Below are 12,851 nucleotides of genomic sequence, written 5' to 3'. Positions count from 1 at the left end.
ACAATAAAAAAGCTGTGACATAGATTGTTTTTCAATACTAATGTCACAACTTCTGACTTATGTCATTTCTGCCATTTTCATTTAAATATATTTTCTTCGTACATTTCCTTTACAATTGTTACCAGCATATCAATCACGACAAACATTCCCAGCCTTGAATTAATATCATTTTCTCTGGTATCTGCATTTTCTGCGGAACAATATAAGGTATAATCCGCCAATCGTCCAATCGTACTGGAAAAAAAGCCAGTCAGGGCAATTACCGTTGCAGATCTGGCTTTTGCAATTCTTGCCACTTCGACTATTTTTCTTGTTTCGCCTGATAAAGAAATTAAAATTACAGATTCGTTCATATTAATTTTTTTGATAACTGTAGAATTCAGATTGTAATCCCGTAAATTAATACACTTAATTCCTATCAGTAAAAGTAAATGTTCCAGATAATCTGCCGCAGCTTTACTTGTTCCTCTGGCAACAATATATACTGTTTTTGTCTTGATAATAGCAGACGCCACCCTTTTCAGACACTGCCGATCTACCACTGCCATCGTCTTCTTTATCTGATCAAGACACTGAAATTGTATATCCTCATAGGTTCTTTGGCTCCGTTCTTCCTGCCTGCCTTTTAAATAATATTTCAGATCTCCAAAGCCATCAAATCCCAATTTCTGACACATATTAATCACGACTGTTTTCGAAACCGCCGTCTCTTCAGCCAGATCATTTATCTTCATAACAGAAACTTTTTCCTGGTTCTGAAATACATACGTAAAAACATTTCTTTCACTGTCTGTTAAATTTTCATACTCACCGATAAACTTCTCCACATGTATCCCCCTGCACGCTTCCGTTTCTTTCTCCATTATATTTGATCTCTGAGTGAAAGTAAAGGCGTCGAATCTCTCCTACTCTATCGTAATCTCAAGGTCCTCGTATATCCCTGCCTTTACCGGCTCACCGAATTTGTATATTACCGGGAATCCTTCTTCCTCGCGCTTATAAACTACGGTCACCTCGCGCACCGGATCCACAATCCAGTATTCCCGGACACCATTGTTCATGTACAGGTTTGCTTTTTGCAGGTAATCCCTCATTTTGCTGGAAGGGGAGACTATCTCTATCACCCAATCGGGTGCGCCATGACAGCCTTTTTCATCTACCTTATTCGGATCGCATATTACCATAAGATCTGGCTCTACGAAATCCTCTCCCCATTTTTCATTTTTCAGGAACACACCAAACGGTGCATAAAACACCTCGCACTTTCCCTTTTTCGATTCAATATAGGAATCTATCTTTTTAAGCAAGAAATGTGATAATCTCTGGTGTCTCGTACTGGGTGTCGCCAACATGTATATTTGTCCATCTATCAGTTCTGCCCTTTCTCCTTCCGGCAGTTCTTCGATGTCCTTTATCGTATAGTAATCCTTTTTCAAAAGCGGCATAATCATACCTCCTTCTTTTCTCCTTTCTTCATTATATTTATTTTTTCTGCCAAAGTAAAGGCGTCGCTATCTTTTGTGGGCTCACAATCTCTGGAATATTTGGAGTGATTCACTCCCTGATTTCACTCCACGCTTCTGCGAGAGGTGTGATTGCCGTGAAAAGTACGAAGAATCACATGATTTTTTCACTCCAAAATAATCCTTTTAAATTCGTGCAAAAACACCCGGCGGAAGGATTCCTTCCGACCGGGTGTCACACCTGTCTTTAACCTGCATAGGGCAGCGATTCAAACAGCTCATTCTCATCTACGCCGCCAATTGTATATGCGTAATTTCCTTCCCCGTCCAGATCCACCTGGAAGCTGCCCGGAGTGCCGTCCTCCCTTTCAAAATAAAATACTCCGTCCTCCGAATATGCCGTCGGGGTGATGATATCGCCAGGCTTCAGCTCCGTACTGCCGCCTTCGATCCGGCAGCTGATCTTGCCTGTTACGGTTAGCACAGGCCTGTATCCGTCCGGAGTGCCCCGGAATTCATACAGCGTGCTGTCTGTGGTAAAGCGGCCGTTTTCAATGGTGTAAGTCCTGGTGCCGCCATAGCTGCCCAGCACGTCTATCTTGGAGGTAATAGAAAATCCGTCCTCGGGATTCTTTGGCATATCACCCAGGGAACCATCTATCACGTCTGTCTCGGTGATTCCCTTCTCATCTGCCCGAAGCAGATAAACCACCCGCCAGTCATTGAAGGTGCCGGTTTCTGTCAGCACATAGGTACCGTCCTTCTGAACTACCTCGTAGATACCTTTTACCCCCAGACTTTCATCCAGCTTCAGGGTCTGGTCGCCGTATACGACGCTGACAGCTAAGAATTCGTCGTCATCCGGGTAGGCCTGCTCTGTGGTAATGGTAAATTCTGTTCCGTTTATCTCGGTCGGGATATTGACGGCCAGTGGGGTGACGCTTCTGGCATTGCAGCCGACCAGCAGGGCTGCGGTCAGCAATATGCATAGCAATATCTTTTTTCTCTTCATATTCTTGCGCCTCCTGTTTCTGTTATCTTAGCGCATTTTTCCGTAGCTTCGTTTAAGTTTTTATGAATATTTTTTTATTTATTTGATAAACCGGTCGATGGCTGCCGTCAACTCCTCGATGGCTTCGTGATCGCCGCTCTCCACCGCGTCTACCATACAGTGCTCGATGTGATCTTTTAAGATCACCTTTGCCGTATTATTGATAGCTGCCTTTACGGCGGAAAGCTGAACCAGTACTTCGCTGCAGTCGCGGCCATCTTCCACCATGCGTTTGATGGACTCCATGTGGCCGATGGCCCTGGAGAGGCGGTTCAGCACAGCCTTGGTATTCTGATGGGTATGGGTATGCCCGTGACCATGGGCGTGATCGTCCTCATGACTATGCTCATGGCTGTGCTCATGTGTGTGCGGTTCCAAATGGCTGTGTTCCCCATCTGTGTGCGTATGCTCATAGACGGTGCCGTCCGGCGCTATATGTGTATGGGTATGTATCTGTTCCTTCATGATCATCGTTCTCTTTCTTGGGTTTTGTCCAGTATAGCACACGCATATTCAAAATACAATCCGGGGTGAGGGGATGTTTTTCCCACTTTTTTGGGCTTTTACGCCTGCTGTTCCGTCAATTTCCGGCGAAGCTCCTCCTCTTTTCCTCCGGCATTCAGAAAGTCTTCCGCCTCCCCGGAAAGCTCCCCCAGCTCCTCTTGCAATACCCTGCTGCAGACCGGCTGCTCCCGAAGACCGGTCAGGAGGATCACCAGCTCCTGCTTTTTCCTGAAGGCTTCACAGACGAAGGCCACGCCATTTTTCATGGCTGCAGTCAGCTCTTTCCGCTGCCGCTCTGCCCGGATCTGTTCCTGCCCGCTTCTCTCCGAAAATACGTCCGTAGCTCCGCCTGTCCTGACTGCCTCCCTGCAGTCCCGGATCACGTTGAAAAGCCGCTGCTCCCGTTCTTCTTCCCCTGCATCCAGCAGGCCGTTTTCTTTTCGCACCGCCAGGCTCTTTCTCCGACGGTCCAGGCGCTCGTCCACAAGCGCTGTCAGCTGCTCTGCGGTTCCCTGTCCCAGGCCGTCCGCAAAGAAGCGCAAACTGTCGGACAGCTTCTGCTGCTCTTCATACGCCCTTCCCATGGTGTAAATGCGCTGTAACAGAAGCCATACAATACATAGCCGTTCATCAAAGGGCAGCTTCGGAAGCTTTGCGTTATCCGCTCCGGCTCCTGCCAGAATTTCTTCCGGCTTCAGCTCCTTCTTCCATTTTTCATAAAGACGGTAATAAAAGGTAAATTCCGTCGCCGTGTCCTCGTCCTGAAGATACTGGCCGAACAGCGCCTCCTCAACGCCAAGCTCCAATTCCTCCATGGTCAGCAGTATCTCTGACAAATCTTCCCAGGCCCGGCCGGTTACAAAGCCCTTCTCGCCAGGCTCCATCACATAAAAGCGTTCCGGACGCAGCTCCAGGAAGGACAATACCGCCGGGTGCAGGCCGCGCTCCACTGCATAATGCTTCCAGATGGGAAAATCCGGTTCCACCTTCATATAGCGCACCCGATCCAGGATAACCATATCGAATTCCCGCACCGAACGGTTGTAGGCAGGCGGATTACCGGCCGCCACGATGACCCAGCCCTCGGGCAGCGCATGGCTTCCGAAGGTCTTATACTGGAGGAACTGCAGCATGGCTGGCATCAACGTCTCTGACACACAGTTGATCTCGTCCAGAAATAAAATGCCGTCCCTGCATCCGGTTTTTTCCATCTGCTCGTAGACCGACGCAATGATTTCACTCATCGTATAAGAAGTCACAGTATACGCTTTTCCCGCAAACTGCTTTTCTGTCAATACCGGCAGGCCGATGGCGCTCTGACGGGTATGGTGGGTCATGGTGTAAGACACCAGGCCGACGCCGCATTCTCCGGCAATCTGCTCCATGATGGCGGTCTTGCCGATACCCGGCGGGCCAATCAGCAGCACCGGCCGCTGTCTCGGCACCGGAATTCGGAAGGTTCCCGCCGCCGTTCTGGCTGTGTAAGCCCGGACTGTCTTTTTGATTTCTTCTTTTGCTTCCTGTATATTCATGCCCTTTTCTCCTCCAATACCAGTCTGTGCACCCAGTCCGGCATATCGATACTGTCAAAATGCCTCTGCAGCATTACAAACCAGACCTGATAGTCCGGCTCCTTCTTCGGATACCAGCCGCAGCCGTCCGTAAAATACAGAATTCCCTGTAAATCCCGCAGCTCTCCCCGCTGCCTCAGCTCCTCGATCCGTTCAAAGGCCGGACGGAAATCTGTCCCGCCCCCGCCCCGGATCTCCAGGTGCTCCAGATATTTTTCGAATTCTTCCCGGCTGTGAATGCAGTCGTCCCGCTGGATCTGATTGTCGCACTGGATCAGGTGCAGACAAAAGCTTCGGAAAAACAGGCGATCCTGCTCCAGAATTCCCCTGGTCTCCTCCAGGAATACCCGCACCAGTTCTTTTTCACAGGAACCGGAGGTATCGATAACAATGACCAGGTCAGCGATTTTCCGTTCCTCGCTGTATTCCAGCGGTTCTATCAGCGGCATATTTCCATATATTTCCAGTCCGTAAGTGTACCAGGAATACTGAAACTCGTCCAGATTCAGGCGGCTGTCTTCCCGGTAGGAGGACAGGCCTCTTAAAATACTCCGATAATCGCCCCGCTGACCGGCTGCCGGAACCAGCTGCCGGGTGCGGTGCCGCTTCGCCGTCCCCGCTTTCCGTTTTCCTCTGGGATTGCCGCTTCGAAGCAGCTTCTCCCCCTGCCCCTGCCAGAAGGCCTTTTCCCGCTCGTCAGGCTTCTGTCCCCAGAGGCTGTGGTCGTCTACCGGGGGCTTTTCCGGGATAGCTTTTCCCAAAAGCTCTTCCGTCAGCGCCCAGGCCTTTTCGTCGCAGTCAGACTCCCAGGCCTTTCGCTCCTCCAGCTCTATACGCCAGGCCTCGAAAGGATGCCCCAGGAGGCAGTGGCTGAGCATGTGCAGCAGCTCCCGGCAGAGGAAATCGCTGTCTTTTAGGAAATCTGACCTGAGCCGAGACGGGGAGAGATAAAAGACGTGGCCGTCAGTCCGAAAGCCCGCGCAGGCCCTGTCCGCGCTTTCCTGTTCCACTCCCCCATTAGGTTCCGGCTGCTTCGGCTCTTCGATCCGGAACTTCACCGCGCCCAGCACCGGAGCCAGGCCGTGAAGCCGCTGATAAAGCTTCAGCTTCAGCAGTTCAAGGATTTCGTATTCGGTTGTGTACTGGCCGGCCTGATTTTCCATATCCCCGCTCCGCTTCCTTTCGCCTTTCTTCTTGTCTATCATTTTAACACGCCGCCCCCGCTTTATAAAGACCACAAAAAATATCTGTACCACGCCCCCTGGGGGAATGATACAGATATTTGGAATTTTCTGTAAACTGCAATCTTACAGCTCGCAGTTATTTACGGTTCTCGGGAACGGAATCACGTCACGGATATTGCCCATACCGGTCAGATACATCACGCAGCGCTCGAAGCCCAGTCCAAAGCCGGAATGACGAACAGAGCCGTATTTCCGCAGGTCAAGGTAGAAACCGTAATCCTCTTCCTTCAGACCCAGCTCCTGCATACGATCGGTCAGCTTCTTCAGGTCGTCCTCTCTCTGGCTTCCGCCGATGATCTCACCGATACCCGGTACCAGACAGTCCATAGCGGCTACGGTCTTGCCGTCCTCGTTCAGCTTCATATAGAAGGCCTTGATGTCCTTCGGATAATCTGTTACGAAAATCGGGCGCTTGAAGACCTGCTCGGTCAGATAACGCTCATGCTCGGTCTGCAGATCACAACCCCAGCTTACCTTATAATCAAAGTTGTCGTTGTTCTTCTCCAGAATCTCAATGGCCTCGGTGTAGGTCACATGGCCGAACTCGGAGTTCAGCACGCCGTGCAGTCTGTCCAGAAGTCCCTTGTCCACAAACTGATTGAAGAAATTCATCTCCTCCGGAGCGTTCTCCAGCACGTAGCTGATGACGTATTTCAGCATCGCCTCGGCTACTTCCATATTGTCTTCCAAATCCGCAAAGGCCATCTCCGGCTCGATCATCCAGAACTCAGCCGCATGACGGGTGGTATTGGAATTCTCCGCGCGGAAGGTCGGTCCAAAGGTATAGATGTCACGGAACGCCATAGCGTAGGTCTCGCCGTTCAGCTGTCCGCTTACGGTCAGATTCGTCTCTTTTCCGAAGAAGTCCTGACTGTAATCGATCTGTCCCTCTTCGGTCTTCGGTACATTGTTCAGATCCAATGTCGTCACCTGGAACATCTCGCCTGCGCCCTCGCAGTCGCTTCCGGTAATCAGCGGCGTATGTACATATACAAAGCCTCTCTCCTGGAAGAACTGATGAATCGCGTAGGCAATCAGGGAGCGAACCCGGAATACAGCCTGGAAGGTATTGGTTCTGGCGCGCAGATGGGGAATGGTTCTCAGATACTCGAAGGAGTGGCGCTTCTTCTGCAGCGGATAATCCGGCGCGGAATCGCCCTCTACCACAACCTCTTCTGCCTGAATCTCGAAGGGCTGCTTTGCCTCCGGTGTAGCAACCAGAGTTCCCTTTACAATCACAGCCGCGCCCACGTTCAGCTTGGAAACCTCTTTAAAATTCTCCATGTTATCATGGTATACGATCTGCAGTGTCTGGAAGCAGCTTCCGTCTCCCATAACCAGGAAGCCGAAGGCCTTGGATCCACGGTTACTGCGGATCCAGCCCGCTACGGTGATTTCCTTATCCAGATAACTTTCGGTGTTGCGATATAATTCTTTTACAGTAATGCACTTCATGTTCTTTATCCCTATCCTTTTCTTTCTCTTGCTTCCGGCGCCTTTCCCGCGCGCCGATTTAGCTTATAGTATAGCGCATTTTGGCCTGGTCTGCAAGACGGGAATCTCAAAGAATCTCACCGTCAAACCGGGTTTTCCCATAAAATTGCCCTGCAAATCCATCTCGATCTGCAGGGCATTCTGATTTAAGTGTATTTTCTACCGGGCCATCTGTCCGGTATTGCTGTTGGTCTGGTTGGTGGTGCCGGTCATATCGTCCACCACATTTTCTGTGCCGTCCACCACATCGTCCACGCCGTTCATGATACCGTCGCCCACGTCCTCTATGGCGTCTCCGGCTCCGTCCACTGCGTCGTCCACAATGTTTCCGTCATTTCCGGTGCTGTTGCTGCCGGGCTTTGTGGTTTCATTGGTGCCAGGATTTTTATCCGTGGTATTCTCTGTCCCCGGTGTTGTTCCATTTCCGGTGCCTCCGTTGTTGTCGGAATTGCCACAGGCGCTTACGCCCAGGACCAGTACAAGCAACAACAGTCCTGCTGTGTATTTTCTGAACCTCTTCATAATATAGAATCTCCTTTCTGCCGTCGCTGGACGGTATCCGTTTCTATCCACATTATGAGCGGTTCCTGTTGTTTTTATACACAGGGAAATGTTATTTTTCCACTTTAACTTCTCTTCTGGAATTCCGTCCGGCATTTGGGGCAAGTTACCACAATTCTTCCTTTGCCCCTGGGAACACGGATCTTTTGACCACAGTTGGGACACTTGTAGATATGGTGGGTTTTTCGGTCGGCCAGGTTTCTTTTCCAGTTATTTACTTTGTATTTTATTTTGTTCTGCCAGGTCAGGAATTTCTGATTTTCCGCGTAACGGCGGTTATAATCCCTGGAAAACATCCGGTAATAGCAGTAAACAAGCAGAGCCATTACCAGATAGACGATCGCATTGCTGTGGACAAACAGGTTCAGAATAATCAGAACCAGGCCGATGGCAGTCAGAAACCGGGACAGCTGGTCGGCACCGTAGCGTCCCTGCATAAAACGTCTTAATTTCTCTCGCATACATTCTCCTTTATGACAACTCAAAGGCTCCGGTATAGAGCTGATAATATTTACCCTTCTGGGCAATCAGCTCCTCGTGGCTGCCCCGCTCGATAATCCGGCCCTGATCCAGCACCATGATGACGTCAGAATTCTGGACCGTAGACAGACGATGGGCAATGACAAATACGGTACGGCCTTCCATCAGGCTGTCCATACCCCGCTGTACGATGGCCTCTGTACGGGTATCGATACTGGAGGTCGCCTCGTCCAGAATCAGAACGGGCGGATCTGCAATGGCTGCCCGGGCTATCGTCAGAAGCTGACGCTGTCCCTGGGACAGGTTGCCGCCGTCTCCGGTGAGCATGGTATCATAGCCCTGGGGCAGATGCCTGATAAAGCTGTCTGCTCCTGCCAGCATGGCTGCGCCCTTGACTTCGCTGTCGGTGGCGTCCAGCTTGCCGTACCGGATATTGTCGGCTACGGTGCCGGTGAACAGGTGGCTGTCCTGAAGTACCATACCCAGGGAACGGCGCAGATCCTGCTTCTTAATCTTATTGATGTTGATACCGTCGTAACGGATCTTTCCGTCCTGAATATCGTAAAATCGGTTAATCAGGTTGGTAATGGTCGTTTTTCCGGCTCCGGTAGCGCCTACAAAGGCCACCTTCTGTCCGGGCTTCGCGTAGAGCTTAATGTCGTGAAGTACGGTTTTTTCCGGTGTATAACCGAAGTCTACCCCGTCCATGACTACGTCGCCCTTCAGCTCCGTGTATGTGATGGTACCGTCATGATGAGGATGCTTCCAGGCCCAGATACCGGTACGCTCCGGCACCTCTACCAGCTTATCACCCTCATAGCGGGCATTGACCAGGGTTACATAACCGCCGTCCTGCTCAGAGGGTTCATCCATCAGGTTGAAGATTCGCTCCGCGCCTGCCAGGGCCATAATGATAGAGTTGAACTGCTGGGCAATCTGCGCAATCGGCTGATTGAAGCTTCTTGTCAGCTGCAGGAAGGATGCAAGACCGCCCAGAGTCAGGCCGCCGATCCCGCCGATGGCCAGCAGAGATCCTACAATGGTGGTCAGCACATAATTGATGTTTCCAATATTTCCCATTATCGGCATCAGCACATTAGCATAGACGTTCGCGTTGCTGGCGCTGTCGAAGAGCTTGTCGTTCAGCTCCTTGAATTTTGCCTTGGCTTCTTCCTCATGGCAGAAGACCTTTACCACCTTCTGGCCGTCCATCATTTCCTCGATGTAGCCGTTGACTTTACCCAGATCCTGCTGCTGCGCCATGAAGTACCGGCCGGACTGGCCGCCGATTTTCTTGATAACATTTGTCATGACGAATACCATCGCAATGATCATCAGGGTCAGAATCGGGCTTAGGTATATCATAGACGCGAAGACGCTGACGATGGTAATGGCAGAGGACAATAGCTGCGGGATACTCTGACTGATCATCTGCCGCAGGGTATCTGTATCATTGGTATAGATACTCATCAGGTCTCCGTGGGTATGGGTGTCAAAATACGGAATCGCCAGGGTCTCCATGTGGTCGAACAGGCCGTCCCTTACTTTTTTCAGACTGCCCTCGGAAATGTAAATCATCAGGCGGTTGTACATGTAGTTGGAGACTACGCCCACCAGATAAATCACTGCCATGGTGGCCAGTGCCTTCAAAAGCGGCGTGAAATCCGGCGCGGAGCTTCCCACCAGGGGTGTAATATAGTCATCGATCAGGGACTGCAGGAATAAGCTGCCGTATACGTTGGCCAGTACTCCGACTACGATACCGATGATAACCAGTACACACTGAATCGGATAGCCCTTTACGATGATCGCAAAGATCCGCTTCAGCGTCTTCATGGGGTTTTTCGCCTTGGGGCCTTTTCTCATGCCTCTGGGTCCTCCGGGACCTCCCGGTCTTTTGCTGTTGCTCATTCTGCGTCACCTCCTTCGCTGTCTGTGGGCTTCTGCTGGGATTCGTATACTTCCCGGTAGATTGCGTTATTTTTCAATAATTCCGCATGGGTTCCGACACCATTGATCGCACCGTCGTCCAGCACGATAATCTTATCCGAATCCTGTACGGAAGAGATACGCTGGGCAATGATGATCTTGGTGGTATCGGGAATCTCCTCCCGGAAGGCCTTCCGGATCATGGCGTCCGTATGGGTATCCACTGCGCTGGTGGAATCGTCCAGAATCAGGATTCTCGGCTTCTTTAACAGGGCTCTGGCGATACAGAGACGCTGCTTCTGTCCGCCGGACACATTGCTGCCGCCCTGCTCAATCCAGGTGTCATACTGCTCCGGGAAGCGCTGGATAAATTCATCGGCGCAGGCCAGCTTACAGACGCGGATCAGCTCCTCATCGCTGGCGTCCTTATCGCCCCAGCGCAGGTTTTCCTTGATGGTGCCGGAAAACAGCACGTTCTTCTGAAGCACCATGGACACCTGATTCCGGAGGGAATCCAGGTCATAATCCCGGACGTCGATACCGCCTACCCGGACGCTTCCTCCTGTTACGTCATACAATCTTGGGATCAGCTGTACCAGCGTAGACTTGGCGCTTCCGGTGCCGCCCAGGATCCCTACAGTCTCGCCGGATTTGATTTCCAGATTGATATGATCCAGATTCAGGTTCCCCTCGTCGTTCCGGTAGCTGAAGGATACATTATCAAAGGTAATGGAGCCATCGGGAACCTCTGTGACAGCCTGCTCCTTATTGGTCAGGCTGCTCTTTTCATTTAAGACCTCGCAGATACGCTCTGCGGAGGATTTGGCCATGGTCAGCATAACGGCTACCATGGCGATGAACATCAGGCTCATCATGATATTCATCGTATAAGTAAAGAGACTCATCAGCTGACCGGTGGTCATATTGCCCGCCACGATGGTTCTGGCGCCCAGCCAGGACACCGCGATGATACAGGCGTAAACCGTAAACTGCATGGTAGGCATCATGCTGACCATCAGCTTCTGGGCCCGGATCGCGCAGCGGTATACGGCCTCAGAGGCCTTGCCGAACTTCTGCTTCTCATGCTCCTCACGCACGTATGCCTTGACTACCCGGATACCGGTCAGATTTTCCTGGATATCCGCGTTCAGGGCGTCGTATTTGTCGAACATTTCACGGAAATATTTTCCTACACGTCCCATCAGGAAGGCAATGACGATTCCTAAGAATACCAGCGCCACCAGATATACACAGGACAGTCTGGCGTTGATGATAAAGGTCATCGTCATGGCCGTAACCAGCATGACCGGCGCGCGCATCAGCATACGCATCATCATCTGGAACGCGTTCTGTACATTCGTTACATCGGTGGTCAGACGCGTAACCAGTCCCGCGGTAGAGAAATGGTCGATATTGGAGAAGGAAAATTCCTGGATATGATTGTACATTCCTTCTCTTACATTTTTCGCAAATCCGGTAGACGCGATGGCCGCCTGCTTTGCTGCCATGGATCCACAGAACAGGGACGCAAAGGATACCAGAAGCATCACCAGTCCCATCGTGACTACATATTTCATGTTGCCTGTCTCAAGTCCGTTGTCGATGATAGCCGCCATCAGAAGCGGAATGATCATCTCAAAGATAACCTCGAAGACAATAAAAATCGGCGCTGAGATGGCCGTCTTTTTGTACTCGCCTATATAGGCCTTTAATGTCTTCAGCATGTGTGCCCTCCTTGTGTGATTCTTTCTCTATGCTGCTCTAACTGTTCTTCTGTTCCATCATTTTCCGTCATAGTCGCCAGGATCCGATCCAGAAGCTCCAGAAGCTTTGCCTGTTCCTCGTCCGTCATACAGGCGTAGATTCGTTCGTCCAGATTTCTGGCTCCCTCTCCCATATCCTCCATGACCCGATTGCCTTTTTCCGTCACTTCAATGATCCGGTATCTGCCGTCAGCCGGATTGCGCCGCCTGGCGATATAGCCTTTTTCCTCCAGCCGGTTCAGGATTCCGGTCACCGTCGGGTTTTTCAACTGAAACCAGTACTCGATCTCCCTCTGGTGGATTTCCTTGTCCGGATTGCATTTCAGGTAGCAGAGTATCTCCATCTGCATGCCGGTCAGGTTGTATTTCAGAAGATTTTTATCCCACAGCTCGCGGAACTTGTTGTTGATAATCCGAATCCGCTTGCTGATTGGGCTGGGCCCCCTCCTCATTGGTTGATCCTCCTTCTTCGTTTTTGCAAAATATAAATAGGACGCTATATAGCGCCCTATATAGTATCCTATATGTTATTACGATTGTTATGGATTGTCAACAAAATAAATCTTAAAAATGTGTGAACTTATGTTATACTGTCCTTATCTTACTTTAGAAAATCGGGGGAATTTACTATGGAATTTTTAGAATTACTGCACCTGGTTCTCCGGAGACAAAGCTGACCTTTTTAATCCACCGGGAGATTAAGGAAGAGGAGAAGGAGGCTTAAGGAATCCTTTTATCTCCAAAATCCCTTGATATTCTCTGGAAATGCAACTATAATAATATTAAATTAC

At 50.5% G+C, this 12,851-nt stretch carries 12 protein-coding genes; all 12 read right to left on the bottom strand.

Translation table 11 applies throughout. The features are described from left to right. Positions 1 to 77 precede the first annotated feature (77 nt). Complete coding sequence (locus tag ACTNCH_RS09995) at positions 78 to 827, bottom strand: MurR/RpiR family transcriptional regulator (protein WP_441019323.1); 750 nt, start codon at positions 825 to 827, stop codon at positions 78 to 80. A gap of 78 nt (positions 828 to 905) precedes the next feature. After that, positions 906 to 1,445 carry a Uma2 family endonuclease gene (locus tag ACTNCH_RS09990; protein ID WP_441019322.1) on the bottom strand — a complete coding sequence of 180 codons (540 nt, stop codon included), beginning with the start codon at positions 1,443 to 1,445 and terminating at the stop codon, positions 906 to 908. Positions 1,446 to 1,710: 265 nt separating this feature from the next. Beyond that, positions 1,711 to 2,475, bottom strand: coding sequence for a hypothetical protein (locus ACTNCH_RS09985; protein ID WP_441019321.1), 765 nt, complete (start codon positions 2,473 to 2,475; stop codon positions 1,711 to 1,713). Positions 2,476 to 2,553: 78 nt separating this feature from the next. Beyond that, a complete protein-coding gene (locus ACTNCH_RS09980) occupies positions 2,554 to 2,979 on the bottom strand; it encodes a metal-sensing transcriptional repressor (protein WP_441019320.1) in 426 nt (141 codons plus the stop codon). Between the two features lie 98 nt (positions 2,980 to 3,077). Beyond that, positions 3,078 to 4,550, bottom strand: a complete 1,473-nt coding sequence (locus ACTNCH_RS09975; protein WP_441019319.1) for an ATP-binding protein — start codon at positions 4,548 to 4,550, stop codon at positions 3,078 to 3,080. Further along, complete coding sequence (locus ACTNCH_RS09970; protein WP_441019318.1) at positions 4,547 to 5,794, bottom strand: VWA-like domain-containing protein; 1,248 nt, start codon at positions 5,792 to 5,794, stop codon at positions 4,547 to 4,549. Before ACTNCH_RS09970 ends, ACTNCH_RS09975 begins: the two co-directional genes overlap by 4 nt. Before the next feature lie 102 nt (positions 5,795 to 5,896). After that, positions 5,897 to 7,288, bottom strand: a complete 1,392-nt coding sequence (asnS, locus tag ACTNCH_RS09965; protein WP_441019317.1) for an asparagine--tRNA ligase — start codon at positions 7,286 to 7,288, stop codon at positions 5,897 to 5,899. 198 nt (positions 7,289 to 7,486) lie between these two features. Next, a complete protein-coding gene (locus tag ACTNCH_RS09960; RefSeq protein WP_441019316.1) occupies positions 7,487 to 7,849 on the bottom strand; it encodes a hypothetical protein in 363 nt (120 codons plus the stop codon). 104 nt (positions 7,850 to 7,953) lie between these two features. Next, positions 7,954 to 8,349 (bottom strand): hypothetical protein, encoded by a 396-nt coding sequence (locus ACTNCH_RS09955; RefSeq protein ID WP_441019315.1) that lies wholly within the window; start codon positions 8,347 to 8,349, stop codon positions 7,954 to 7,956. Between the two features lie 10 nt (positions 8,350 to 8,359). Next, complete coding sequence (locus ACTNCH_RS09950; protein WP_441019314.1) at positions 8,360 to 10,279, bottom strand: ABC transporter ATP-binding protein; 1,920 nt, start codon at positions 10,277 to 10,279, stop codon at positions 8,360 to 8,362. Further along, positions 10,276 to 12,021: an ABC transporter ATP-binding protein gene (locus tag ACTNCH_RS09945; protein WP_441019313.1), complete on the bottom strand. Its 1,746-nt coding sequence runs from the start codon at positions 12,019 to 12,021 to the stop codon at positions 10,276 to 10,278. The genes ACTNCH_RS09950 and ACTNCH_RS09945 overlap by 4 nt, the downstream gene beginning before the upstream one ends. After that, positions 12,015 to 12,512 carry a MarR family winged helix-turn-helix transcriptional regulator gene (locus ACTNCH_RS09940; RefSeq protein WP_441019312.1) on the bottom strand — a complete coding sequence of 166 codons (498 nt, stop codon included), beginning with the start codon at positions 12,510 to 12,512 and terminating at the stop codon, positions 12,015 to 12,017. Before ACTNCH_RS09940 ends, ACTNCH_RS09945 begins: the two co-directional genes overlap by 7 nt. Positions 12,513 to 12,851: the final 339 nt, after the last annotated feature.

The sequence above is a fragment of the Candidatus Merdisoma sp. HCP28S3_D10 genome (assembly GCF_052065835.1).
In the GTDB taxonomy this organism is placed as follows: Bacteria; Bacillota; Clostridia; order Lachnospirales; family Lachnospiraceae; genus Laedolimicola.
Note: the sequence above shows the minus strand (reverse complement) of the source record. Positions and strands in the feature narration are given on the sequence as shown.